The 25,729-nt window shown below is 68.6% G+C and carries 22 protein-coding genes; 6 read left to right on the top strand and 16 right to left on the bottom strand.

Translation table 11 applies throughout. The features are described 5' to 3' along the window. Position 1: 1 nt before the first annotated feature. Complete coding sequence (locus tag BN977_RS30380) at positions 2 to 901, bottom strand: helix-turn-helix domain-containing protein (RefSeq protein WP_036403798.1); 900 nt, start codon at positions 899 to 901, stop codon at positions 2 to 4. A 79-nt stretch (positions 902 to 980) separates the two neighbouring features. Between BN977_RS30380 and BN977_RS30375 the strand changes: the two genes are divergently transcribed. Next, positions 981 to 2,123, top strand: coding sequence for an acyl-CoA dehydrogenase family protein (locus BN977_RS30375; RefSeq protein ID WP_024450321.1), 1,143 nt, complete (start codon positions 981 to 983; stop codon positions 2,121 to 2,123). Beyond that, the gene (locus BN977_RS30370) at positions 2,124 to 3,110 is read left to right on the top strand and encodes an acyl-CoA dehydrogenase family protein (RefSeq protein ID WP_036403796.1); all 987 of its coding nucleotides are present in this window, start codon (positions 2,124 to 2,126) and stop codon (positions 3,108 to 3,110) included. It abuts the gene before it with no gap. Positions 3,111 to 3,122: 12 nt separating this feature from the next. On the opposite strand, the gene BN977_RS30365 is transcribed toward BN977_RS30370, so the two are convergent. Further along, positions 3,123 to 3,944, bottom strand: coding sequence for an arylamine N-acetyltransferase family protein (locus BN977_RS30365; RefSeq protein ID WP_036403794.1), 822 nt, complete (start codon positions 3,942 to 3,944; stop codon positions 3,123 to 3,125). Between the two features lie 132 nt (positions 3,945 to 4,076). On the opposite strand from BN977_RS30365, the gene BN977_RS30360 reads away from it, so the two are divergent. The 3 genes from BN977_RS30360 to BN977_RS30350 are packed head-to-tail and all read left to right on the top strand — an operon-like array spanning position 4,077 to position 7,716. After that, positions 4,077 to 4,886, top strand: a complete 810-nt coding sequence (locus BN977_RS30360) for a 1-acyl-sn-glycerol-3-phosphate acyltransferase (protein ID WP_036403792.1) — start codon at positions 4,077 to 4,079, stop codon at positions 4,884 to 4,886. Positions 4,887 to 4,898: 12 nt separating this feature from the next. Continuing rightward, positions 4,899 to 6,524, top strand: coding sequence for an acyl-CoA ligase FadD12 (gene fadD12 / locus BN977_RS30355; protein ID WP_036403790.1), 1,626 nt, complete (start codon positions 4,899 to 4,901; stop codon positions 6,522 to 6,524). Continuing rightward, complete coding sequence (locus BN977_RS30350) at positions 6,517 to 7,716, top strand: alpha/beta hydrolase (RefSeq protein WP_036404954.1); 1,200 nt, start codon at positions 6,517 to 6,519, stop codon at positions 7,714 to 7,716. The genes fadD12 and BN977_RS30350 overlap by 8 nt, the downstream gene beginning before the upstream one ends. Positions 7,717 to 7,749: 33 nt before the next feature. Here the strand turns inward: BN977_RS30350 and BN977_RS30345 are convergent, their stop codons facing one another. The 7 genes from BN977_RS30345 to BN977_RS30315 form a co-directional block, all read right to left on the bottom strand. Next, entirely contained in the window at positions 7,750 to 8,565 is an 816-nt protein-coding gene (locus BN977_RS30345; RefSeq protein WP_165576343.1) for a DDE-type integrase/transposase/recombinase, read from the bottom strand. 185 nt (positions 8,566 to 8,750) lie between these two features. Then, positions 8,751 to 9,146 (bottom strand): hypothetical protein, encoded by a 396-nt coding sequence (locus BN977_RS30340; protein ID WP_227456261.1) that lies wholly within the window; start codon positions 9,144 to 9,146, stop codon positions 8,751 to 8,753. Positions 9,147 to 9,271: 125 nt separating this feature from the next. Beyond that, on the bottom strand, positions 9,272 to 10,057 hold the full coding sequence (gene tpiA, locus BN977_RS30335; protein ID WP_024452793.1) for a triose-phosphate isomerase: 786 nt from the start codon (positions 10,055 to 10,057) through the stop codon (positions 9,272 to 9,274). 8 nt (positions 10,058 to 10,065) lie between these two features. Beyond that, positions 10,066 to 11,289 carry a phosphoglycerate kinase gene (locus tag BN977_RS30330; protein WP_036403788.1) on the bottom strand — a complete coding sequence of 408 codons (1,224 nt, stop codon included), beginning with the start codon at positions 11,287 to 11,289 and terminating at the stop codon, positions 10,066 to 10,068. Between the two features lie 9 nt (positions 11,290 to 11,298). Next, on the bottom strand, positions 11,299 to 12,318 hold the full coding sequence (gene gap, locus BN977_RS30325) for a type I glyceraldehyde-3-phosphate dehydrogenase (RefSeq protein WP_024452795.1): 1,020 nt from the start codon (positions 12,316 to 12,318) through the stop codon (positions 11,299 to 11,301). A 79-nt stretch (positions 12,319 to 12,397) separates the two neighbouring features. Beyond that, the gene (locus BN977_RS30320) at positions 12,398 to 13,396 is read right to left on the bottom strand and encodes a phospholipase D-like domain-containing protein (protein WP_036403786.1); all 999 of its coding nucleotides are present in this window, start codon (positions 13,394 to 13,396) and stop codon (positions 12,398 to 12,400) included. Then, on the bottom strand, positions 13,393 to 15,168 hold the full coding sequence (locus BN977_RS30315; RefSeq protein ID WP_036403784.1) for an ABC transporter ATP-binding protein: 1,776 nt from the start codon (positions 15,166 to 15,168) through the stop codon (positions 13,393 to 13,395). The genes BN977_RS30320 and BN977_RS30315 overlap by 4 nt, the downstream gene beginning before the upstream one ends. A 649-nt stretch (positions 15,169 to 15,817) precedes the next feature. On the opposite strand from BN977_RS30315, the gene BN977_RS31630 reads away from it, so the two are divergent. Continuing rightward, positions 15,818 to 17,326, top strand: a complete 1,509-nt coding sequence (locus BN977_RS31630; protein ID WP_051562061.1) for a cellulase family glycosylhydrolase — start codon at positions 15,818 to 15,820, stop codon at positions 17,324 to 17,326. Between the two features lie 9 nt (positions 17,327 to 17,335). Here BN977_RS31630 and whiA read toward each other — a convergent pair whose 3' ends face one another. From whiA to BN977_RS30275, 7 genes are read right to left on the bottom strand one after another with little or no spacing between them, the layout of a single operon-like run. Continuing rightward, a complete protein-coding gene (whiA, locus tag BN977_RS30305) occupies positions 17,336 to 18,313 on the bottom strand; it encodes a DNA-binding protein WhiA (RefSeq protein ID WP_109762056.1) in 978 nt (325 codons plus the stop codon). After that, a complete protein-coding gene (gene yvcK, locus BN977_RS30300; protein ID WP_024452800.1) occupies positions 18,310 to 19,416 on the bottom strand; it encodes a uridine diphosphate-N-acetylglucosamine-binding protein YvcK in 1,107 nt (368 codons plus the stop codon). Before yvcK ends, whiA begins: the two co-directional genes overlap by 4 nt. Further along, positions 19,413 to 20,288 (bottom strand): RNase adapter RapZ, encoded by an 876-nt coding sequence (gene rapZ, locus BN977_RS30295; protein ID WP_024452801.1) that lies wholly within the window; start codon positions 20,286 to 20,288, stop codon positions 19,413 to 19,415. Before rapZ ends, yvcK begins: the two co-directional genes overlap by 4 nt. Positions 20,289 to 20,299: 11 nt before the next feature. Beyond that, positions 20,300 to 22,354: an excinuclease ABC subunit UvrC gene (gene uvrC / locus BN977_RS30290; RefSeq protein WP_051562060.1), complete on the bottom strand. Its 2,055-nt coding sequence runs from the start codon at positions 22,352 to 22,354 to the stop codon at positions 20,300 to 20,302. A 9-nt stretch (positions 22,355 to 22,363) separates the two neighbouring features. Beyond that, positions 22,364 to 23,665 (bottom strand): Mur ligase family protein, encoded by a 1,302-nt coding sequence (locus tag BN977_RS30285; protein ID WP_036403780.1) that lies wholly within the window; start codon positions 23,663 to 23,665, stop codon positions 22,364 to 22,366. After that, positions 23,658 to 24,977, bottom strand: a complete 1,320-nt coding sequence (locus BN977_RS30280) for a MurL-like N-terminal domain-containing (protein ID WP_036403778.1) — start codon at positions 24,975 to 24,977, stop codon at positions 23,658 to 23,660. The genes BN977_RS30285 and BN977_RS30280 overlap by 8 nt, the downstream gene beginning before the upstream one ends. Continuing rightward, positions 24,974 to 25,708 carry a hypothetical protein gene (locus tag BN977_RS30275; RefSeq protein WP_131590239.1) on the bottom strand — a complete coding sequence of 245 codons (735 nt, stop codon included), beginning with the start codon at positions 25,706 to 25,708 and terminating at the stop codon, positions 24,974 to 24,976. The genes BN977_RS30280 and BN977_RS30275 overlap by 4 nt, the downstream gene beginning before the upstream one ends. Positions 25,709 to 25,729: the final 21 nt, after the last annotated feature.

Here is a 25,729-nt window from a genome sequence, read left to right as displayed (position 1 = left end):
GTTATCTCCTCATCCAATCCAGTGGGTCGCCGCTGCGCACGCTCACACCGAGCCGAGCCAGCATGGCGCGCACCAATTCCCGACGATGCGCCGCGTAGGTGAGCACGTGCGCGATGATCCCGTACAGCTGAAACGACTCCGGCGGGTCGCACAGCGCGTCGATCACGGTATCGGCAAGCCGGCCCTGCGCGGTGTGGTCCCGCACCATCTCCGTCCACCGGGTGGCGATGTCGTCGTGATCGGCCGCGAGCACCTCGGCCGGACGTAGCGCGGGCCGATCCGGCAGGTCGGCACCCTCGATGCTGGCCAGCCACACCTCCTTGGTCCACACCAGTGCACCGAGCACCGCCCCCACGCTGGCTTCCTCCCCGTCCCAGGGCAGGATCACCTGCCCCGGCGAAAGTTCTTGTGCCCACTGATCTTCGGTCAACCGGGCGGCCTGCGCGATCAGATAACCGGTATCGTCGACGTCGTGCGCCACCATCAAGGCCGACACCGCGGGCGGCTCCGCGTCGGCCGGGGCGTCCACCCACAACGACGCCGGCGGATGGAAGTGCATCCCGTTCGGCGCGGGCAGCCGGAAACCGACCTCGTCGGCCTGCGACGGGGGAACGCCGAACGCGCGCCGGAAGGCCCGGGAGAACACCTCGGGCGACGACCAGCCCTCGTCCAGCGCCACCGCGGCCACGCCCTGACCACGTTGCAACCGCCAGGCCGCCCGCTCCAGCATGATGCGCCGCCGCATGGTGGCCGGTGGTTCCCCGGTGAGCCGGCTGATCTCGCGGGAGAAGTGGAACTCCGAGGCGAAGCTGGCCCTGGCCATGCCCGCGACCCCGTCGTTCGTCTCGTCCACCACCGCGTCGAGCAGTTCGCGGAGCCGGTCGCGTCCAGGTGCGTTCACGGTTTCCGAGTATGGCCGTCCCACTCGCCGGGCGACATGACGTTTCCTGCGCAACCGCGTTGGCTACACTCCGGTGCCAGTGAGCGAATTCGATGCGCTGTGCGCCAACGACGGTGAGCTGGCCGAGCTCCGGGCTTCGGTCCGGCAGTTCATCACCGCTGACCGGGCCACCCACGGCTGGGTGCCCGCGATCGACTCCTGGTTGACCAGTTGGGACGCCGGCTTCAGCGAACGGCTGGCCGACGCCGGTTTCGTCGGCCTGACCATTCCCCCCGAATACGGCGGCCACGGCCGTGGCTTTCTGCACCGCTACGTGGTGACCGAAGAACTGCTCGGCCAGGGCGCCCCGGTCGCCGCGCACTGGTTCGCCGACCGGCAGGTGGCGCCGGCCCTGCTCTCCTACGGTTCCGAGGAGCAACGCCGCCGGCTGCTGCCGCGGATCGCGGCGGGCCGGTTGTATTCGGCGATCGGCATGAGCGAGCACGGTGCCGGCTCGGACCTGGCGGCCACCGCGACGAAAGCCACCCGCACCGCGGACGGGTGGCGGCTCAACGGCACCAAGGTGTGGACCAGCGGCGGGCACCGAGCCCATTTCGCCATCGTGCTGGCCCGCACCAGCCCGCCGGACCCCGACCACCGGCACGCCGGATTCAGCCAGTTCATCGTCATGCTCGACGCCCCCGGCGTGACCATCAGCCCAATCATCACGCTGGACGGGCATCACCACTTCAACGAGGTGACGTTCGAGGACGTGGCCGTCGGCGACGGGGATGTGCTGGGTGAGGTGGGCGACGGCTGGCATCAGGTGACCGCGGAGCTCGGCTTCGAACGCAGTGGGCCCGAACGGATCCTGTCGACCGCGATCCTGATCTTCGGGGTGCTCCGCGCACTCGGTCCCGAGGTCGATGACCGCACCGCGGCCGCCGTCGGCGATCTGATGGGCCGGGCGATGTCGCTGCGGCAATTGTCGGTGGCGGTGGCGCGTGATCTGGCCGCCGGCCGGGACGCGGCCACCCGCGCCGCGCTGGTGAAGGATCTGGGCACGCGGTTCGAACAGGAGTCGGTGGAGCTGTGCGCCGATCTGTTGGAGACGGTCGACGATCCGGGCGAATTGCGCGCGGTGCTGGCCACCGCGCGCCAACATGCGCCGATGTTCACGTTGCGCGGCGGAACCAACGAGGTGCTGCGCGGTGTGATCGCCCGCGGCCTGGGGGTGCGGTAAGTGGCTGACGAATTGCGGCAGCTGGTCGACGACATCGGCCGCCGGTCCTATGACGAGAATTTCGGGAAGCGCAGGCTCCCTCAGGTTTTCGATGCCGAGCTGTGGCAGAACCTGGAGGAGACCGGGCTCAGCCGGCTGACCACCCAGCAGGACGCCGGTTTCACCGAGGCCGCCGTGGTGCTGGCCGGGCTGGCCCGCCACGCCGCGGCGGTGCCCATCGCCGAGACCGACCTGCTGGCCGCCTGGCTGGCGGGACGCGCCGGTGTCGAGGTGCCAGGGGCCGGGCCGCTGACGGTGGCGATCGGTACCGACGGCACCGCGACCGACGTGCCGTGGCCGCGGGACGCTGCGGTGCTGGCGGCCGACCGGTCCGGCGACGGGATTTCGGTTGGGCTGCTCGATGATCCGCAGATCGGCGACGTCGGGCACAACCTGGCCGGCGAGCCACGTGGCACCGTCCGTTACGACACCGCGGGCCTGGTGCGGCTGGACACCGAGGTCGGGGAGGAACTGATGCGTCGCGGGGCCTGGGCGCGCTGCGTGCAGATCATCGGCACCTTCGATGCGGCGCTGGAACTTACCGTCGCGCACACGTCACAGCGGGTGCAGTTCGGCCGCGCGCTCAGCAAGTTCCAGGCCGTCCAGCATTCCCTGGCCGCGATGGCCGGTGAAGTCGAACGAGCCAGGGCGGCAACCGATCTGGCGACCGCGGCGGTCACCGAGTACGGTTTCGCCGCACCGCAGGCCGACTACGCGGTGACCATCGCCAAGGTCGCCGTCGGGCGTGCGGTCACCCCGGTGACCACCATCGCCCACCAGTTGCACGGAGCCATCGGCGTCACCATCGAACACCAGCTGTGGTCGGCCACCATGCGGGCCCGCAGCTGGAGCGACGAGTTCGGCAGCACCGCGTCCCATGCCCGGCGGCTAGGTCGCTTGACGCTGGCCGCCGGCGATCCGTGGGACGCGCTGATCAGCTGCCCGTGAGGTCGGCGCCCGTCACTGGTCCAGCACCTGCGCGACCCGCGCCTCGACGTCACCGAGACCGGACAGGTCGATCCCGAACCGGCCGGTGAGCTGCTCGAGCACAGCGGCGGCGGAGCCCAGCCGGATCTTCTCGGTGTCACCGCCTTGGTGGATGGCCAGGTTTCGGCCGCGCAGATTCCACCGCGCGGTGTCGGTGACCAACGCCGCGGACAGCCCGACGACGAACACGGCGCTCGGATAGGTCGACGAGTACCAGCTGCCGATCGTCAGGTCGATCAGCGGTTGCGGGCGCAGACCGAATTGGTACAGCGGCGACCACTCGCCGCGGATCTGGGTCTGCAACTGCAATCCCTCGGGGTGCTCCACCAACTGGTACGGCTCGTGACGGGTCTGCTGCACGGGGCCGGCGACCAGCCGGATCGGCGAGGACAGCGTCTGCCCACCGAAGCCGACGTCCACCAGGAAGCGGTCCCCCTCCCCCGGCACCGTCACCGCGAGTACGTTGTGGGTGAGCCCGGTCAGCGGCGCATCCGGCGGGCGCATCCACACCACCCGGCCGGCCAGCCGGTCCACCCCGTAACCGAGGTCCTCCAGCACGTAGGCCAGCAGGCCGTTGTTCTCGTAGCAGTAGCCGCCACGGCGGCGGTGCACCAGCTTGGCCGTGAGCGCCCCGGCGCTGAGGTCGTGCACCGGTATGCCCATCAACGGGTCCAGGTTCTCGAACGGGATGGACCGGTTGTGCGCGGCCACGATGTCGCGCAGTGCATCCAGCGTCGGAGCGGCAGGCTCGGCGAGGTTGATTCGGGCGAAGTAGCCGGTGGTGTCCACGCTCACCTCTCTATGGTGGTACGTGGCGACGCGGGTAGCCGAACCGGGTGACCCGCACCGCGGGCTTTTGACCTGCCCACACGTTCGTGCAAAACTAGAACACGTTCTAATTTCGGCCAGCAGCGGCGGAGGATCCCCATGAGCTCGACGGATATCAACCCCACCGAGATCACCAAGTTCGATCCGGGCCTCACCGAGAAGGTGATGGGCTGGCTGCGGCCGTTCCTGAAGGCTTACCACCGCTCCGAGGTGCGCGGCCTGGAGAACTTCCCCGAGGGTGGCGCGCTGGTGGTGTCCAACCACTCGGGCGGCCTGTTCCCCATGGATGTGCCCGTCTTCGCGGCGGACTTCTACGAGCGGTTCGGCTACGGCCGGCCGGTGTACACGCTGAGCCACGCGATGCTGATGATCGGGCCCACCGCCGACTTCTTCAAGAAGACCGGCTTCATCCTGGCCAGCCACGAGAACGCCGATGAGGCGCTGCGCTCCGGCGGTGTCGTGGTGGTGTTTCCCGGCGGGGACTACGACGTCTACCGCCCGACCGCCGCGGCGAACAAGATCGACTTCGACGGCAGGCAGGGCTACGTGCGGGCCGCCATCAACGCCGGCGTCCCGATCGTGCCGATGGTCGGCATCGGCGGCCAGGAGACGCAGCTGTACCTGACCCGCGGCGCCGGGATAGCCAAGGCGCTGGGCCCCATCGCCCGACTGGCCCGCGCCAAGGTGGTCCCGCTGTCTTTCGGCTTCCCGTTCGGTCTGTCGGCGGTGCTGCCGCTGAACGTGCCGCTGCCTTCCAAGATCGTCATGCAGGTGCTGCCACCGGTGCACATCGACAAGGAGTTCGGCGAGAACCCGGACATCGACGAGGTGGACGCCCACGTCCGCCACGTGATGCAACGCGCGCTGGACGGGCTGGCCGCCGAGCGCCGCCTGCCGGTGATCGGTTAGAGGGCAACCGGTATGGGCCTCCTCGATCCGGTCGCCGGCACCGTCGGGCTGCTGAGCACGATGACACGGGCCGGTGTGATCGCCCCGCTGCGTCCGGACAAGTATCTGCGCATAGCCGCGGCCATGGCCCGCGAGAACATGAGCATCACCTCGGGATTCGCCGCGGCCGCGCAGCGCTGCCCGGACCGGCTCGGCTTGATCGACGAACTGGGGTCGCTCACCTGGCGTGAAATCGACCGGCGTGCAGACGCTTTGGCCGCCGGCCTGCAAGCCATCGGCGCCCCCGAGGTGGTCGGCATCATGGCCCGCAACCATCGTGGCTTCGTCGAGTCGCTGATCGCCGCCACCCGGATCGGCGCCGACGTGTTGTTGCTGAACACCTCGTTCGCCGGTCCGGCCATGGCCGACGTTCTCGGCCGTGAGACGGCAAACAGGGATGCCGCCGTCATCTACGACGAGGAGTTCAGCGCGACCGTGGACCGGGCTCTGGCCCACGCCCCGGAGGTCACCCGGGTGATCGCCTGGACCGACACCGCCGAACCCGATCTCACCGTCGAGAAGCTGATCCGCGACCACGCGGGCAAGACCCCGGTGCGCGCCAAGGCGAAGAGCAAGGTCATCCTGCTGACCTCGGGCACCACCGGAAGTCCGAAGGGCGCCAAGCATTCCGGCGGCGGACCGGAGGTGCTCAAGGCCATCCTGGATCGCACGCCGTGGCGCACCGAGGAGACCGTCGTCATCGTCGCGCCGATGTTCCACGCCTGGGGCTTCTCCCAACTGGCGTTCGCGGCGTCGATGGCCTGCACCATCGTCACCCGGCGCAAGTTCGACCCGGAGGCCACCCTCGCCCTGGTCGACACCCACCGGGCCACCGGATTGTGCGTGGTGCCGGTGATGTTCGACCGCATCGTCGAACTGCCCGACGAGATCCGCAACCGCTACAGCGGGCGCACCCTGCGGTTCGCCGCGGCGTCGGGTTCCCGGATGCGCCCCGACGTCGTCATCAAGTTCATGGATCAGTTCGGCGACGTGATCTACAACAACTACAACGCCACCGAGGCCGGCATGATCGCCACCGCCACGCCGGCCGACCTGCGCGCCGCCCCGGACACCGCGGGTAAACCGGCCGAGGGCACCGAGATCCGCATCCTGGACGCCGATCTGCACGAGCTGCCGACCGGCGAGGTGGGCACCATCTACGTGCGCAATTCGACCCAGTTCGACGGCTACACCTCCGGGAGCACCAAGGCTTTTCACGACGGATACATGAACTCCGGCGACATCGGGTATCTGGACGGCGCGGGCCGGTTGTTCGTGGTGGGCCGCGATGACGAGATGATCGTGTCCGGCGGGGAGAACGTGTATCCGATCGAGGTGGAGAAGATGCTGGTTGCGCATCCCGACGTCGCCGAGGCGGCCGTGATCGGGGTGGACGACGAACAGTTCGGCCAGCGGCTGGCCGCCTTCGTGGTGCCGTCCGGGGACAACCGCGTCACGGCCGACGATCTGAAGCAATACGTGCGCGACAACCTGGCCAACTACAAGGTGCCGCGGGAGATCACGCTGCTCGACGAATTGCCGCGCAACAGCACCGGCAAGATCGTGCGCCGTGAACTCCAGGAGCGTGCCGGTGGGTAACCGCCGCCCCCTGCTCGGCGCCGTCGCCGAATTGATCAACGCCACCAACGCCTTCACCCCGCTGACCCGCCGTGGTTACCCGGCGATCGGGGTGTTCGCATTCGGGTGGCCGACCTCGGAGAACGCTCCCCTGGTGATCGCCGGGTCGGCGCTCGGGGCGCTGCGGCGCGCGCTGCGCGGCGAGTACCGATCGCCCTCGGGCCGGATCTCGTTGCTGCTCAAGGCCGTTTCCTGGGTACTGCTGCTGGTTGTGCATCGCCGCGGGGTGACATCGCGGCCGTATTTCGAAGAGCCTCTCAGCGAGGTGCTCGGCCCGGAGTTCCCTCCGGTGCCGCCGCGACCGGGTGGGGTGTGGGCCACCGGGCGGACCCGGCGCAGGTTCGTGGAGAAGACGGTGCGCTACGGCCCCTACCGCTCCAACGTCGCCGACATCTGGGTGCGTCCGGACCTTCCCAAGGACGCCAAAGCGCCGGTGCTGCTGCAGGTCCCCGGCGGGGCCTGGATGATCGGGATGAACCGGCCGCAGGCCTATCCGCTGATGTCCCAGCTGGCCGACCACGGCTGGATCTGCGTGTCCATCGGCTATCGGATCAGCCCAAAACACGCGTGGCCGGCGCACATCGTCGACGTCAAACGCGCACTGGCGTGGGTGAAGGCCAATATCGGCGCCTACGGCGGTGATCCGGACGCCGTGTACATCACCGGCGGTTCGGCGGGCGGGCACCTGAGCTCACTGGCCGCGCTGACCCCCAATGTGCCCGCGTACCAGCCGGGCTTCGAGGATGCCGACACCTCGGTGGCCGGTGCCGTGCCCATCTACGGGCGCTACGACTGGATCACCGACGGCTTCCCGGAGCGCCGGCAATTCGGGTCGGTGCTGGAACGGCTGATCGTCAAGCTGCCGTTCACCGACAACCGACAGCTCTATCTCGACGCCTCTCCGATCACACATGTCGGCCCGGACGCCCCGCCGTTCTTCGTCCTGCACGGCACCCACGACACACTGATCCCGGTGGAGGAGGCGCGCGAGTTCGTCGAGAAGTTGCGTGCGGTGTCGCGGGCGCCGGTGATCTACGCCGAGATTCCCTACGCACAGCACGCGTTCGACATCTTCGGATCGGCGCGCGGGCACTACACCGCATCGGCCGTGGAGCGGTTCCTGGACTGGGCGCGGGCCACCCGGCCCGAGTGATTTCGGCGCGGTTGGCCGCGCCCACGGGCGTTGTCAAGCTGCGTGGAGTCGGTTGTGCTCGTTTTCGGCGGGCAGGTTGATCCCAACGACGAGGTTGGGCGTCTTGGTGTGCGGGCGGTTTCGGAACCGTTCGGGATGGGTGTTGTAGTAGGTCTGGAGAGCGTGATCGCGGCGTTCCCATTGCCGGGTCCACGCTCCGCTGTGCACCTGGTCGGGAGTGAATAGCGCGATGCCACTGTGGCGGTGGTGGGTGTTGTACCAGCCGATATAGGCGCTCACCCAGGCTCGGGCGGCATCGAGATGATCGAAGACACCGGGGTAGTTGGGCCGGTACTTCATGGTCCGGAACTCCGATTCGGAGAACGGGTTGTCGTTACTCACGTGGGGCCGGTTGTGGGTCTGTCCGACGCCGAGGTCGGCCAGCAGGTCCTTGAGTGCGCTCGAACGCATCGCCGGCCCGGAATCGGCGTGCACCACAGCGGGCAGTCCGTGATCGGCGAACGCCGCCTCGAACATGTCCACGGCCAGGTCATCGCATTCACGTTCCTCGACCCGCCAGCCCACGATCTTGCGGGAGTAGATGTCGATGATCGAGTACGCCTTGAACGCCACACCTCGCCACGGGGTACGCAGGTCGGTGATGTCCCAACTCCAAACCTGTTGGGGACCAGTTGCTTTGAGCACCGGCACCGGACGGGGTGTGGTGTTCTTCCTGCGGGTCGGCGCGAGCGGACGTGCACTTTGATCGTTGATCGCCGCCGCAATGCGCCACCACGATCGCCGCGAGGCCAGTAGCACCCCGGCATCCCACGCCGTGGCGAAGGCGTGATCGACCGAGACCCCAGCCATCCAGCCAGCCAGGATCTCGCTTTCGATCCTCGCGCGCTCAGCGGAACCGATGCGTGAGGGGTACCCCCGATCCTTCTGCGGCACCGGATCGCAGACCCTGCTGCGCGGGTGCGATCGGTAGTACCAGCTAGACCGGGACAACTCGATCATCGTCAACGCCTGACGCTGGGACCCCAACGCCGCGGTCAGCTCGACGACGAGTCGGTTCTCCAGGTCGAGGAATCGTCGAGATCGGTGATCGTCGGGGTAGCGTCGGGCTCGGGCACGTTCATCTCGTGCAAGAGCCCGATAGCTTTTCCCAACGCGTCGTTGCTCGCTTCGAGTTCGCGCACCCGAGCGTGCAGGCGTGCGATCTCGGCTTCGTCGCGGGCGATCCGCGCGTCACGCTGTTTGGCCATCGAGATCCGTTTCCCTTGAGCAGTCCTGGGACCACCCTCTCGCGGAATCAAGCCCCGGTCGAGATCACCATCAAAAAGAGCCGACTGCCACCGCCTCATCCGGTCACTGGAAAAGCCCTTCTCGGCAAGCCAAGAGCCCTTCTGCCCCCACGGCTGCCGGTGATACTCGGCGACAAACTCCACGATCTCCTCAGTCGTGAACCCCGGACTAATCGACACACACCCCTCCAGGCTGGTTGCGAAACTGACTCACAACCAGCCTGGCAAAGAGGGCCAGCACGGATAACCGCGCCGAAATCACTCCAGGGTCAGGGCAGGGGGCCGCCGGCCGCGATCGCGGACAGGGTGGCGAACTGCTCCCCGTCCAGCGAGGCGCCGCCGACCAGGGCACCGTCCACGTCGGGCTGGGCCACGATCTCGCCGACGTTCTTGGCGTTCACCGAACCGCCGTAGAGCACCCGCACCGAGGCGGCGACGTCCGGCGACGCCAGCGTCACCAGCTCGTCGCGGATGGCCTTGCAGACCTCCTGGGCGTCGGCCGCACTGGCCACCCGGCCGGTGCCGATCGCCCACACCGGCTCGTAGGCGATCACCACCTGGCCGATCTGCTCGGCGGACAGCCCGGCCAGCGAACCCTTGAGCTGGTTCACGTTGTAGGCGACGTGCTCACCGGTCTCGCGGATGTCCAGTCCCTCGCCGATGCACACGATCGGGGTGAGCCCGTGCTTGAGCGCGGCCTTGGCCTTGGCGGCCACCAGTTCGTCGCTCTCGGCGTGGTAGGTGCGGCGCTCCGAATGGCCGACGACGGCGAAGGTGCAGCCCAGTTTGGCCAGGAAGGCACCGCTGATCTCACCGGTGTACGCGCCGGAATCGTGCTGGGACACGTCCTGGGCGCCGTAGGTCAGGCGCAGCTTGTCCCCGTCCACCAGGGTCTGCACGCTGCGCAGATCGGTGAAGGGCGGGATGACGGTGACATCGACCTTGTCGAAGTACTTGTCCGGCAAGGCAAATGCGATCTTCTGCACCAGCGCGATGGCCTCGAAATGGTTGAGGTTCATCTTCCAGTTGCCGGCGATGAGCGGCTTACGGGCCATGTATGTCCTTAGTCCAGAACGTCGATGCCGGGCAGGGTTTTGCCCTCGAGGTATTCCAGCGACGCGCCGCCGCCGGTGGAGATGTGCGAGAAGCCGTCCTCGGGCAACCCGAGCAACCGGACCGCGGCCGCCGAGTCGCCGCCGCCGACGACGCTGAACGCGCCCTTTTCGGTGGCCCCGATGATCGCCTCGGCCACGCCCTTGGTGCCCGCGGCGAAGGCCGGGAACTCGAACACGCCCATCGGGCCGTTCCAGAACACCGTCTTGGCGTTGGACAGCAGCGCGGTGAACCGCTTCACCGACCCCGGCCCGATGTCCAGGCCCATCTTGCCGGCGGGGATCTGGTCGGCGGCCACCGTCTCGGCCGCCGCGTCGGCGGCGAACTTGTCGGCCACCACGATGTCCACCGGCAGGTGGATCACGTCACCGTAGGTTTCCAGCAGCTTCTTACAGGTGTCGATCATCTCCTCCTGCAGCAGCGAGGTGCCCACCGAAACCCCTTGCGCGGCAAGGAAGGTGAAGCACATGCCGCCGCCGATGATCAGGCTGTCGGCCTTGGTGGCGAGATTCTCGATGACGGCCAGCTTGTCGGACACCTTCGACCCGCCGAGCACCACCGCGTACGGCCGCTCGCCGGCGGTGGTCAGCTGCTCCAGCACCTTGACCTCCGCGGCCACCAGCGTGCCCGCGTAATGCGGCAGCAGGGTGGCCACGTCGTACACCGAGGCCTGCTTGCGGTGCACCACCCCGAACCCGTCGGAGACGAACGCACCAGGCGACCCGTCGGCGCCCTCGACCAGCCCGGCCAGCGCCTTGGCCAACCCGAGCCGCTCGGCGTCGTCCTTGCTGGTCTCGCGCGGGTCGAAGCGGATGTTCTCCAGCAGCAGCACGTCCCCGTCGGTCAGGCCCTCGGCGCGCGCCAACGCGTCGGTGCCGACCACGTCGCCGGCCAGCTGGACGTGCCTGCCCAGCCGCTCCCCCAGCGCCGCGGCGACCGGGGCCAGCGAGAACTTCGGGTCGGGCTCGCCCTTGGGGCGGCCCAGGTGCGCGGTCACCACGACCTTGGCCCCGGCCTCGGCCAGCGCCTTCAGCGTCGGGACCGAGGCGATGATGCGGCCCGGGTCGGTGATGTTCCCGCTGTCGTCGAGGGGGACGTTCAGGTCGGAGCGCACCAGCACGCCCCGACCTTCAACACCTTCGGCGAGCAGGTCAGACAGTGATTTGATCGCCATGATCGCGAACTACAGCGACTTGCCGACCAGCGCGACCAGATCGGCGAGGCGGTTGGAGTAGCCCCACTCGTTGTCGTACCAGGACACGACCTTGACCTGGTTGTCGATCACCTTGGTCAGGCCCGAGTCGAACAGCGAGCTGTGCGGGTCGGTGACGATATCGCTGGAGACGATCGGGGCGTCGTAGTACTTCAGGATGCCCGCCAGCGGCCCCTCGGCGGCGGCCTTGAACGCGGCGTTGATCTCCTCGACGGTTCCGGTCTTGGACACCTCGGCGGTCAGGTCGGTCACCGAGCCGGTGGGGATCGGCACCCGCAGCGCGTAGCCGTCCAGCTTGCCCTTGAGCTCCGGGAGCACCAGGCCGATGGCCTTGGCCGCACCGGTCGAGGTCGGCACGATGTTGATCGCGGCGGCCCGGGCGCGGCGCAGGTCGCTGTGCGGGCCGTCCTGCAGGTTCTGGTCCTGGGTGTAGGCGTGGATGGTGGTCATCAGGCCCTTGACGATGCCGAACTCGTCGTTGAGCACCTTGGCCAGCGGGCCCAGGCAGTTCGTGGTGCACGAGGCATTGGAGATGATGTTCTGGCTGCCGTCGTACTTGTCGTCGTTGACGCCCAGCACGATGGTGATGTCCTCATCGGTGGCCGGTGCCGAGATGATGACCTTCTTCGCACCCGCGTCCAGGTGGCCCTGGGCCTTGTCGCGCTTGGTGAAGATGCCGGTGGACTCGACCACGACGTCGACGCCGAGATCCCCCCACGGCAGGGCGGCGGGTCCTTCCTTGACCGCCAGCGCCTTGATCTTCTGGTCGCCGACCACGATGCTGTCGCCGTCGACGCTCACCTCATAGGGCAGCCGGCCCAGGATCGAGTCGAACTTCAGCAGGTGCGCCAGCGTGGCGGTCGAGGTCAGGTCGTTGACGGCCACGATCTCGATGTCGGTGTTCTTACCGGCGGCCTTCTGCGCGTCCAGCGCGCGGAAGAAGTTGCGCCCGATGCGGCCGAATCCGTTGACGCCTACCCGGATGGTCACGTGTTGTCTCCTTGACTAGTCGGCGGTGCACTGCTCGCACGTCAGCCTAGTGGTGTGGCTTTCGTCGCGTGCGGGCTGGTCAGGCGTCCGGGTCGTGCAGGGCGAGCTGGTCGATGTCGTGTGCGTCACGCCCCCGGCCGGTCAGGTCGGCGATCAAACCGGCATCGGACAGGTCCATCGGCGCGGAGTGCTTCCAATCATGGTGAGCCACCTCGTTGAGCCGCTTGGTGATCTCGTGATCGGTGACCTCGATGGCCAGTTCCCGGCGGTGGTCGAAACTGCCCGGGGAGAAGTTGATCGAGCCGACGACGGCCCGTTCGTGATCGGCCAGGATCATCTTGGCGTGCAGTTTCATGTGCTTGAGCCGGTGGATCTTGATGCCGACGTCGTCGAGGATGCGCATGCCGCTGACGCCTTCGACCAGCTTCCCGTCCTTGAGGTGGTGCGCGGCGCGGGCCATCACGTGCACCTTGACGCCGCGACGGGCCGCCCGCACCAGCCGTTCGATGATCACCGGGTCCTGGTAGCGCTCGTTCTGCAGGAACAAGGTGTGCTTGGCACTGTCGATGAAGTCGGCGATCCGGTGCCGTCCGTTGGACGGGCACCAGATCAGGTGGGCGCCGGTGCCGGGATCGAAGTCTTGCCGTGCCCAGTCGGCCTCGAAGCAGTCGATGATCTCGGCGACCTCGTAGGCGCTGGGCGTGACGACGGCGTAGTCGCGGGTGAGGGTGAAGTTCTCCTCGGTCCAGTTCAGCGATTCGACGAAGGCGTGCTCGTCGTCGACCACCATCGACTTCTCGTGCGTCAGGTCGAAGGCGGGATTGCTCTCCCGCACCTCGATGCCGAACCGCTGCAACATCTCCCGGGCGACGTCGTTGTCGGTCTCGCCGTCGCGCCGTTCCGGGTTGAGCATGACCTTGACGTCGACGCCGCGCCGGTGGGCCGCCACCACCGCGTCCAGCAGCGGCCGATGACTGAAGGCGAACATCTTGATGCGCACCGAACGGGTGGACGCATGGATGGCGTCGAGCACCGGCTGCGCGGAGTCGTCGGGCAGGATGATCAACGAACGCGTCACGGTGTCTGGTCCTCGTATTGGATGCGGTGCAGGTCGGCGTATCTGCCGCCCGCGGTCAGCAGCTCGTTGTGGGTGCCCTCCTCGACGACGCGGCCCTCCTCGAGCACGACGATCTTGTCCGCGTCGCGGATGGTGGACAGCCGGTGGGCGATCGTGATGACGGTGCGGTCGGCCATCAGCCGTTGCAGGGCCGACATCACCAGGCGCTCGGATTCCGCGTCCAGCGCGGCGGTGGGTTCGTCGAGGATCAGGATGGGGCTGTCCCGGATCAGGGCGCGGGCGATGCCGATGCGCTGGCGCTGCCCGCCGGACAGGGTGAGCCCGCGATCGCCGACCGCACTGTCGTAGCCCTGCGGCATCTCGGAGATGAACTCGTGGGCGTTGGCCAGTTTGGCCACCTCGACGATCTCGTCGTGGTCGGCGTCGGGCCTGCCGAAGGCGATGTTGTCGCGGATGGTGCCGCGGAAGAGCACGGTGTCCTGCAGCACGTAGGCGATCTGGCGGCGCAACTCGTGCAGTTTGTAGTCGCGCAGGTCGACACCGTCGATCCGGACGGTGCCCACGCTCGGGTCGTAGAACCGGGGAATCAGGCTGACCAGGCTGGATTTTCCGCTGCCGGTATGCCCGACGACGCCCACCAGCTGGCCCGGCGCCACCTCGAAGGTGACATCACGCAGCACCGGTGTTTCCGCGTTGTAGCTGAACGCCACCCGCTCGAAGGCGATGGCGCCCTTGATCCGGGCCGGTTCGACGGCGTCCGGCTTCTCCTCGACCGAGGTCTGGGCGGTCAGCAGTTCGTTGACCCGGTCCACCCCGACCGAGGCCATGGCGATGGTGTTGGTGAGCTTGGCCAGGTCTTGAACCGGTTTGAAGAACGACACCAGATAGGAGATGAAGACGGTCAGGGTGCCCGCCGTCATCGCCCCGGCGAGGATGAGCGCCGAGCCGCGCCACAAGACCAGCGCGGTGCAGGCGGCGACCACGACGGCGACGATCGGCGACACCACCGATTTCACCCGCCGTGCGTTCAGTGCCGCGTCCACCGCCTGCTGGCCGGCCAGGGCGAGTTGGCGTTCCTGGAGGTCCTCCCGGTCGAACGCCTTGACCACCCGGATGGACTGCAGCCCTTCCTCGGCGACCGCGACGATGTCGGATTCCCGGCGGCGCACCTCGTGGGTGGCCGCCTTGACGGCCTTGCGAATGCGGGAGACGAACAGCAGCAGCAGCGGCGCCACCGCGAGCGCGACGAGGGTGAAATCCCACTGCAGCCACAGCATCACGACCAACATGCCGAAGATGGTCAGCAGATCGGTCGCGATACCGAGTGTGGAGGCCGACGCGAAATCCTGGATGGTGTCGACGTCGTCGGTGAGGGTGCTCAGGATCGGCCCGACGCGATGGGTGTCGAAGTAGTTCAGCGAGAGCTGCTGCAGATGGTGATATGCCCGGGTCCGCAGGTCGTTGCCGATGCGCTGGCCAACCGTCTCGGTCAGGTAGTTCGCGGCGTAGGTGGCCAGGGCGGCGATCACCGCGATGACGATGACCATGATCGCCGCCAGCCCGGCGATGTGCATCCGGCCCTCGCCGCCGAGCATCGGCTGCAACAGCCCGTGCAACCAGCCCGGCAGCGGGTGGTCGCCGACGACGCTGTCGAGCACCACCTTCAACGGCCACGGCGCGGCCAGGCCCATCGCGATCTGGATCAGCAGCACCCCGAAGATGCCGGCGACCAACCACCGGTAGGGGCGGATCAACTCAAGGATCAGCCTCATCGCGACCGCCGCCTCTGTGTGGGATGACCCTGGTTGGGTTGACGTCGAAGTTTGTCGCCACACAGTACAACGTCAGGTTGACGCGGGAGTGACATGCGAGCGAGCGTCCGATCATGGCGGGAACGCCGCGGCGTGCTGCGCAACACCTGTGCCTTTTCCCACGATTCGCTGGTCGCGCGGACAGCCGGTGCGCGCCGGCCGAGGGCATTGCCGACACCGGTCGTCCCGGTCGGAAAACGCAGTTCCCGGCCGGCGGCGAACCGGTGCACGAATTCACCGTGCCGGCACGTTTGTCGTCCGCGCAGCGAAATCGCTGGCGGTCAAGGCAATGCAGTTGCGGGCGTGCCGGATTACCCGCCTCATCTGTTGGCTGTCATTGCATTCCGGCGGTCCGTCGACCATTCCGGGCTGGAACGAAACACTCTGTGCGAGAGAGTATTCCGATGTCATGAAGAATTGCGCAGACTCCGCGGTGTCACCCAGCGGCAATTTGCGACCATTGCACGAATGGCGCACTACGCCGGTCCGAAATTGCCGTTGCTGTCAATTCACCGGGGCTACCTGAAAATCGTCGTCGGTTGATCGCCGAATCGGTGCGTTAAAGTCCTCTGACTCCAGCTGGGAGGCACTTGAGCGCCGGGAGTGGGACATGCCGCTGAACCGCCACCACATCACGTCCGTGCTGCACACCATGACCGTTCCGCTGCTGGCGACGGCCGTGCTGGCCACCTCGGCGGGATTCGCCGTCCCCGGGCCTGTCCACCCGACGGCGGTCGCCGAGCCGGTCGAGCTGACCGCGTCGATCGACACCTCCTCGACGACGGTGGGCATGGCCGACTCCAGCCTCTACTTCATGAGCCAGGCCGACCTCGACACCGCGATGCAGCAACTGCAGTCGATGGGTGTGACCCAGATCCGGGTGTTCCTGCCCTGGCGTGCAATGGAACCCGCCGACGGCACCTACAACTGGGCTCAGGCCGACCAGCTGCTGAACACGGCGGCCTCCTACGGCATCGCCGTCGATGCGGCCATCACCAGCACCCCGACGTGGGCGTCGCCCTACGGTGGCCTGGTGGCCGACGGCGCACCCCGCGCGGCATCGGATTACGCCTCCTTCGTCGCGGCGGTCGCATCGCGCTACGGGACGGCCGCCAACAATGGTGAGGCGAAGATCGCGGCGTACGAGATATGGAACGAGCCCAACGGCTTCACCGGGTGGTACCCGACCCCGGACGCGGCCGCCTACACCGCGCTGCTCAAGGCGGCGTATACCGCGATCAAGGCGGTCGACCCGAAGGCGACGGTGGTCGGCGGTGTGCTCGGGGCGGGCATCAGCATCGGCACCGCGACCGTCGACCCGGTCACCTTCCTCACCGAGATGTACGCCGACGGCGCGGCCGGCTACTTCGACGCTCTGGCGTTCCACCCGTACAACTACACCAGCCTGTTCTCCGCGGGCGCGACCTTCGTCAACTCCGCCCTGCAGCAACTCGAGCAGATGCGCGCGGTGATGGAAGCGAATGGGGATGCGGCCAAACTGATCTGGGCCACCGAGTACGGTGAACCGTCCACGCAGGCGGGCGAGGCGAACCAGGCCGCCTACATCCAGGACTTCCTGACGACATGGGCGACCCTGTCGGGGGCCGGACCGTCGTTCATCTACTCCTTGATCGACACCGCAACCGGGTCGAGCACGGCCGAGGACAACCTGGGCGTCTTCACCGACACCTGGGCCGCCAAACAGGCAGTGGCGGTCATCAAGGCCTGGATCGCCGCGCATCCGGTCACCACCGGGGTGTCCACGCCGGCTCAGGTCCTTGGCCGGCTGGCGGCCGCGGTGGCCCAGGCGGTGCACTCCGTCGTCGTCGGGATCACCACACTGGTCCGCGGCGCCATCACGGCGGTGCGCCGGCTCGCCACCGGCATGGTGACCGCGGTGCGCAACGCGCTCACCTCCCTGCCCACCGCACGCAAAGTCACCGCGGCTTCGGCCGAGGCCGGCCCGACCGCCGAGGTGGCCGCTGTCAAGACCACACATGCCGTTCCCGCAGGGGCCACCGTCGCCGCCATCACCGCGAAACATGTTGTGCGACAGGACACCTCGACAGGACGATCAGCGTCGCGGCACGCCGCGCACCGGCACCGCCAGGCCGCCTGACGCGCGGGCTCAGGCGTCGTCGAGCAGGTCCGGGGTGACGGCCGACTCGGTATCGGGGATGCCCTCCTGCTTGGCCTTGCGATCGGCCATCGAGAGCAACCGGCGGATCCGGCCGGCCACCGCGTCCTTTGTCATCGGCGGCTCGGCCAGCCGGCCCAGTTCTTCCAGCGAGGCCTGCCGGTGCTCCACCCGCAACCGGCCCGCCTGGGCCAGATGGTCGGGCACCGACTCACCGAGGATGTCCAGGGCCCGCTCCACCCGCGCGGCCGCCGCCACCGCCGCCCGCGCCGAGCGGCGCAGGTTGGCATCGTCGAAATTGGCCAGCCGGTTCGCCGTCGCGCGCACCTCGCGCCGCATCCGGCGTTCCTCCCACGTCAGCCGGGTGTCCTGGGCACCCATCCGGGTGAGCAGGGCACCGATCGCCTCACCGTCGCGGACCACCACCCGGTCGCTGCCGCGGACCTCACGGGCTTTGGCACTGACCCCGAGCCGGCGCGCCGCGCCGACGAGGGCCAGGGCGGCCTCCGGGCCGGGGCAGCTCACCTCGAGGGCCGACGAGCGGCCCGGCTCGGTCAGCGAACCGTGCGCCAGAAACGCACCCCGCCAAGCTGCTTCGGCGTCGTTGATGCTGCCGCCGACCACCTGGGCGGGCAGCCCGCGCACGGGACGGCCCCGTAGGTCGAGCAGGCCGGTCTGCCGGGCCAGCGCCTCACCGTCCTTGGCCACCCGCACCACGTAGCGGGTGCTCTTGCGGATGCCGCTGGCGGACAACACATGCACCACCGCGTTGTACCCGTACAGGTCGAAGATGTCCTTGCGTAACCGCCGCGCGATGATGCCCAGGTCCACCTCGGCCTCCACCACCACCCGGCCGCCGACGATGTGCAGCCCACCGGCGAAGCGCAGCAGCGAGGACACCTCGGCCCGGCGGGCACTGACCGAGTTCACGACCAGCCGGCTCAGTTCGTCCTTCACCTCAGCGGTCATCGCCACGACTCGTCACCCCTCGATACGTTCACCGTCGATTGCCCGTGTACTCCCTCGACCGGCCGGGCCGGGGTGGGAGCGGTGGAATCGCTGTCATCCGGACGTGATGCCCTGCCCCTCAGCCGGACCCGCTCCAGTGCGGCGGCCAGCATCGATGGATCATGTAACTGTGTACCAGGCCGGGACACGTCAGCAAACTCCACCTTCGCGCCGATGATCGTCGCCGTGCGCATCAGCTGCTCGCGCTCCCGGTCGCTGGGCACCCGCGCCGAGTCCACGATGATGTCGTCGACGGTGAAGCCGGGAGCGTGCTGAGCCAGCACGTGGATGTGCCGCTCGGCCGAGAACCCGGCCGTCTCGCCCGGCTCCGCGGCCAAGTTGAGCACCAGGGCCCGCCGGGCGGTGGTGGCCTGCAGGGCGGCCGCCAGCTGCGGCACCAACACATGCGGGATCACGCTGGTGAACCAGGAGCCGGGACCGAGCACCACGAGGTCGGCGGCCATGATTGCGTCCACCGCCTGTCGGGTGGCCGGCGGATCACCCGGCAGCAGCCGGACCCGGCGCACCTTACCGACGGTGGTGGCCACCGCCACCTGGCCGCGGATCACCCGGAACATCCGCGGGTCGGTCTCCAGACCGGCCACGTCGGCCTCGATCTGCAGCGCGATCGGGCACATCGGTAGTACCCGGCCCTTGAGGCCCAGGATCTTGCCGAGTTCGTCGAGCGCCGCCACCGGGTCGGTCAGCACCTCGTTGAGCCCGGCCAGGATCAGATTGCCGATCGGATGCCCGGCCAGCGCCCCGCTGCCCCCGAACCGGTGCTGGATGATCGTGGCCCACAGTCTGCCGTGCGGAGTGTCAGAGGCCAACGCGGCCAACGCCATTCGCAGATCTCCGGGTGGCACGACGTCCAGCTCGCTGCGCAGCCGCCCCGAGGAGCCGCCGTCGTCGGCGACGGTGACCACGGCGGTCACGTGCGGGGTGAGCCGGCGGGCCGCCGACAGGGTGGCGTACAGGCCGTGCCCGCCGCCGAGGGCAACCACCCGGGGGTCGGCCGGCCGCCTCCCGTGCGGGACGTCGCTGGTCGCGTGCGGGTCCGTCATTCGCGCCCCAGATCGCGGTGCAGCACCCGCACCGTCAACTGGTCGCCGCCCTGCAGCCGGCCGGCCAGCGCCTCGGCGATCGCCACGCTGCGGTGCTTGCCACCCGTGCAGCCGATGGCCACCGTCATATACCGCTTCCCCTCCCGGCGATAACCGTCGATCACCACCTCAAGCAGCCGATGGTAGGTGTCGAGGAACTCCGCGGCGCCCTTCTGGCCCAGCACGTAGTCCCGCACCGCCGGATGCTGGCCGGTGTGCGGACGCAGCTCGTCGACCCAGTGCGGGTTGGGGATGAACCGCACGTCCATCACGGTGTCGGCGTCCATCGGCAGACCGTACTTGTAGCCGAACGATTCGACGGTGATGTTGGTGTGCGCGACGGTCTCGCCGCCGAAGGCGCGTTCTATGCTCTCCCGCAACGCCGGCACCGCCAGGGTGGAGGTGTCGATCACCAGGTCGGCGGCCGCGCGCACCGGCGCGAGCATGGCCCGTTCGGCGGTGATGCCTTCGGCCAACGTCTGATTGCCCTGCAGGGGATGACTGCGCCGGTTCTGTTCGTAGCGGCGGACCAGCGTCTCGTCGGAGGCCTCCATGAACAGCACCCGCGGTCGGATGCCCCTGGTTCCGAGTTCGGTGCGCACCGAGTCCAGATCGCCGGTGAATCCCTTGGACCGCACGTCCATCACGACGGCCAGCCGGGTGATCCGAGATCCGGCGTCCAACCCGAGGTCGACCATTCTGGCGATCAGTTCCGGCGGCAGGTTGTCGGCCACATACCAACCCAGGTCTTCGAGCACCTTGGCGGTGGTACCGCGTCCCGCGCCGGAGAGTCCCGTCACGAGGACAACCTCGATACCAGATTCGTCACTCATATGTTGGTCTGTCACCCCGATGCCTGTTGGTTACTGGGTTGATCTTGGTGGTGTCGATCATTGTCGATAACGGCGGCTGCCGCGCCCGAATCGGCAGCGCCCGCGTCGCCTCCGGTGGCGCCCAGTGCCTCCAGCACCGCCCGCGCGGTCGCCACTCCGATGCCGCGCACGGCGGTGATCTCCTCGATGCTGGCCGCCGACAGCCGGGACACCGATCCGAAATGGGTGACCAGGGCCTTGCGCCGGTGCTCCCCCAGTCCGGGGACCGAATCCAGCGCCGAGGCCGTCATCCGCTTGGAACGCTTGCTGCGGTGATAGGTGATGGCGAATCGGTGGGCTTCGTCACGGACGCGCTGCAGCAGGTACAGGCCCTCGCTGTTGCGCGGGAAGATCACCGGATCCGCTTCATAAGGCACCCACACCTCTTCCAGCCGTTTGGCCAGACCGATCACCGCGACGTCGGTGATGCCCAGTTCGTCGAGCACGGTGGCGGCGGCGTTCACCTGCGGTGCGCCGCCGTCGACGACGTACAGGTTCGGCGGGTAGGCGAAGCGCCGTGACCGGCCCTCGGCCACCATCGGCCGCTCGGCGTCGGCGATGTGCCGGGCGAACCGGCGCCTGGTCACCTCGGCGATGGAGGCCACGTCGTCGGAGCGGCCGCCGCCGGCGGCCTCCCGGATGGCGTAATGCCGGTAATCGGACTTGCGCGGCAGCCCGTCCTCGAACACCACCATCGAGGCGACCACATCGGTGCCCTGCACGTGGCTGATGTCCACGCATTCGATGCGCAGCGGAGCGTCGTTGAGCGCCAGCGCATCCTGGATGCTCTGTAGCGCTTCGGATCTCGCGTTGAAGTCACCGGCACGCTTGAGTTTGTGCTGCGCCAGTGCCTCTTTCGCATTGCGGGCCACCGTCTCGGCCAGCGCCTTCTTGTCGCCGCGGACCGGAACCCGCAGCGACACCCGCGACCCGCGCAATCCGGACAGCCAGTCGGCGAGTTCGTCGGCATTGTCCGGAAGCACCGGCACCAGTACCTGTTTGGGCACCGGATTGGTGGCCTCGTCCTGGTCGGCGGCGCCGTCGCCGAGTTCGGCCTGGTCACCGTAGAACTGGGTGAGGAATTGTTCGACCAGCTGCGCCTCGGCCGATTGCCCGGCGTCCGAGCCATTTTCGGCCGCCTCGGGTTCGGCCGTCTTCTCCACCACCCAGCCCCGCTGACCGCGCACCCGGCCACCTCGGACGTGGAACACCTGCACCGCTGCTTCCAGCTCGTCGGCGGCGAAGGCCACCACGTCGGCGTCGGTGCCGTCGCCGAAAACCACGGTCTGCTTCTCCAACGCGCGTTTGAGCGCCCCGATGTCGTCGCGCAGCCGCGCGGCCCGCTCGAAGTCGAGTTCCTCGGCCGCGGCGTTCATCTGCCGCTCCATGTCGCGGACCAGCCGGTCGGTCTTGCCCGCCAGGAAGTCGCAGAAGTCCAGCACGATCTGGCGGTGTTGTTCGGCGCTGACCCGGCCGATGCACGGCGCCGAGCACTTGTCGATGTAGCCCAGCAGACAGGGCCGGTCGATCTGCCTGTGCCGCTTGAACACTCCCGCCGAGCAGGTGCGCGCGGGGAACACCCGGGTGAGCAGGTCGACGGTCTCGCGGATGGCCCAGGCGTGCGAGTAGGGGCCGAAGTAGCGCACACCCTTGCGGCGGGGGCCGCGGTAGACGAACAACCGCGGGTATTCCTCGTTGAGGGTCACCGCCAGCACCGGGTACGACTTGTCGTCGCGGTAGCGGATGTTGAACCGCGGGTCGAACTCCTTGATCCAGTTGTATTCCAACTGCAGCGCTTCGACCTCGGTGGACACCACGGTCCACTCGACGCTGCCCGCCGTCATCACCATCTGCCTGGTCCGCGGCGCCAGCCCCGCGATATCGGCGAAATAGGAGTTCAGCCGGCTGCGCAGGCTCTTGGCCTTGCCGACGTAGATCACCCGGCCGTGCGGATCCCGGAAACGGTAGACACCGGGTTCCACCGGGATGGAACCCGGCGCAGGCCGGTACGTCGCTGGATCGGGCACGGGTCCAGGTTAGAGCGTGTCGATGTAACCGCAGAACGCCGCGGCCTTGGCTTCGTAATTGCGGTAGATGTCGTAGCTGGCCGCGCCGGGCGACAACAGCACCACATCGACGCCGGGCAGGCCCGCGGCCAGCCGCACGGCCTGCTCCAGGGTCTGCACCGGGTGGGTGCGGTCGGGATGCGACCGGGCGAACCGGGCCCCGATCAGCGCGCCGTTGGACGGTCCCTGGATCAGCGTCACCCGGCGCTGCCCGCTGCACAGGTAGTCGTCGAGCGGGCGGTAGTCGAGCCGGCGGTCCATGCCGCCGACGATGAGCGCCACGTGCTCGCCGGCCGGCAGGGCGCGCAGCGCGGCGACCACGCTCTCGCCCGTGGTGGCCAGCGTGTCGTCGATCCAGCGGGTCGGCCCGGTGGTGCGTACCGTCTGCAGCCGGTGCGGCAGTCCGGCGAAAGTGGCGGCGGCCGCGTCCAGTTCCGCGTCGGTGACCGGCCTGCCGAGCACCTCGGCGGCGGCGTGGGCGGCCAGCGCGGCGTTGGCCACGTTGTGCGGGTAGCACATCACGCCGCCAGAACCCGGTGCCCGCGCGGTCGCCGGGTCGACCAGCCGCAGCACCGGTGGCAGCGCGGTGATCCCGATGCCGTCCAGCGCCGCGACCACCTCCGGCGTGGTGATCAGCGCCCGCGCCCCGTGGTCGAAGATGTGCGCCTTGGCCGCGTAGTAGTTCGGGACGTCGCCGTGGAAATCCAGGTGGTCCTGGTAGAGGTTGGTGATCACGGCCACCGCCGGTGAGGTGCTCAGCAGCGCGCACTGCTGGCTGGACAGTTCGGCGACCACCCAGCGGCCGGGCTCAGCGTCCAGGTCCGACCCCGACAAATCCGACAGCGGCGTGCCGATGTTGCCCGCCACCACGGCGGAGGCGCCCAGGCTGGTCAGCAGGTGGGCCAGAAACGCCGCGGTGGTGCTCTTGCCCTTGGTGCCGGTGACGCCGATGGTGCGCCCCCCGTGCGCACTCAGGAACCAGTCGGCGGCGCTGGACACCTGCGGCCCGCCGCGGCGCAACTCCTCGAACACCGGATGCCGCCACGGCACCCCGGGGCTGACGAAGACGATGTCGACGTCGCGCAACAGGTGCACCGCGTCGGGACCGAAATGTGCTGTCATCCCCGGTATGTCGGTGGCCGGCAACTCGGTGGCCCGGTCGTCGACCGCGACGATGCGCTGGGCGCCGTGCGCGGCCGCGGTGCGGGCCATCGACAGCCCCTCCTTGCCCAGCCCCCAGATGCCGACGACCCGACCCGCCAGGTCAGTCATCGAGCAGTTTCGCGTAGCGCGGCGGGATGTGATGCTCGGCCGGCGTGCTGTCCTGCCCGGCCGCGACAGCCTCCAATTCGCTGCGATGGGAGCCGAATTCGTCGATCAGGGGCAGACCGTGCCAGCTGTCGTCGTCCAGCACGGTCAGCATCGCCTCGGCCGCCTCGTAGTACTCCCCCACACACTCGAACGGTTTGTGCACACCGAGGCCGAGGATGTCGGCGATACCGTCCCGCTGGCCGGGGTCACCGAACAGGTTGGTGCCGAAGATCTCTTCGAGACGGGCGCGGCCGAGCCGGGGAGCCAGCAATACGAACACGAACTGGCATTTCGGGCAGTGCCCGCACCACGACGTGGCACGGCGGGCGGGATCCAGCGCGAACAGCCGGTTACAACTGGTGAAGACGCCGAAATAGTCGGTGCAGGTGGCGAACCGGTCGGCGATCTGCGATTCGGACAGCCCGCGCAGCAGCGAGAAGTACCGGTCGGGGCTCAGCCCGTATTGCGCCAGTGTGTCCCGCAGCAAGGTCTCGTAGGTGATGCTCTTGGACCACTGGTGGTTGATGTCCCGGCCCAGCCACTCGACGTTGCCCACATTGGACGAGCGTTCGTTGGACAGCACCACCGGCCCGAAACCGTTGGCGTCGGCCACGATCAGGCCGATCACACTGTTGATCGCGGTCACCGGGACATGGCCGTTGTGGGCGCCGTTGGCGTTGGCCTCGATCAACCGACGGTCGATGCTGCGCCGCACGTGCACGCTGTCCAGTCCGCTGACCTCGATACAGCGGTCGATCGGGTCATACCGGTTGACGCTGAACAGCACCGGCTTGACCCCGTGCCGGCGGAACGCCTCGATGCTCACCACCGAGTCCTTGCCACCGCCGACGGGCACCAGCGGAGTGGCGCCCGGATCCCAGGTGTCGGTGGCGATCTCGGTCACCTCGTCCTGCGGGCCGGTGACCTCCGGGCTCAGCGCGGCGGGCAGGTCGTTGCGGTACGCGAACTCCCCCAACCCACCCTCGACCAGCCGGCGCAGGTACACCTTCTCGAATTCGTAGGTGGGAAAGGCGATTTCGATTCGCGGCGGGGCGGCGGCCTTGTAGTAGCTCAGCGAGCAGGTGAGCGCCAGCAACCGGGCCAACAGCGGATGCGGCTGGGCGCCGGCCAGACTCGCGCCGAAATCGATCACCTCGGTGAAGCTGACCGGATCGGGGCCGCGCAGGGTGTACTGCAGTTTCAGCGTGCCATCGCTGGACTGGTACCCGTCGATCACCAGCGCGTCGAAGGTCTCGGGACGGAAGGCGCTCATAACCGGCGGTCCCCGATCGCGCTCACCGGATGGGTCTCGAACACCGGCGACACCCACCACGCCCGCCGCACGGCGTCCAGGTCGACCGGGTCGTCGGTGACGGTGTCGGTGTCCAGCAGCCCGGCCGCGCGCAGCCAGCGCAGCCGGTCGGTGCCCAGCCCGATCCGACCAGCACCGGTCTCGCACAACAGCGCCCCCAACAGCGGCACCCCGATCCGCTGCCCGTCGGCCGGTACCGCGTCGGCGAGGCCGGCGCCGGCCAGCTCGCGTTCGGTCAGCAGTGCATCGGCCCGGCTGGTGGTGCGGGCGGCCATCCGCTGCCAGTACGGCGGCGCCGCGGCGCCGGGCCGGGTGGCCAGGCCGACCGCCCGCGCGCGGACCGGTTCGATCGGCGTCCCGGTGACCACGAAGTGGGGCGCCCCGGCCACGTCCGCGACCAGGACGGTGAGCGCCGCGGTGGCGGTGCCGTGCGTGCGCCGCAGTTCGTCGATGACGTCGGTGATCGCTCGGCGCAACCCGTCGACGGCGGGCATGGCGACGCCGAAGAACTCCGCGGGCTCGGCCAGCCAGTGCCAGATGGCGTCGTGATCGGGTTCGCGGCGGGTCACGACCGGGAGCGTGACGGTGGGCTGGGTACCGAGACCCCCGATGAGTGCGGTGGCCGAGACGAGCGGTGTGTCGCTTCCGGAGAGGCCGTCAGCCGAGGTGGATACGAACGCGGGAGTAGTCATCGACATGCCGATCCTACCGCA

Origin of the sequence: Mycolicibacterium cosmeticum (genome assembly GCF_000613185.1) — a bacterium.
GTDB lineage: Bacteria > Actinomycetota > Actinomycetes > Mycobacteriales > Mycobacteriaceae > Mycobacterium > Mycobacterium cosmeticum.
The sequence above is the reverse complement of the archived record's forward strand: the minus strand, read 5'-3'. Positions and strand labels throughout refer to the sequence as shown.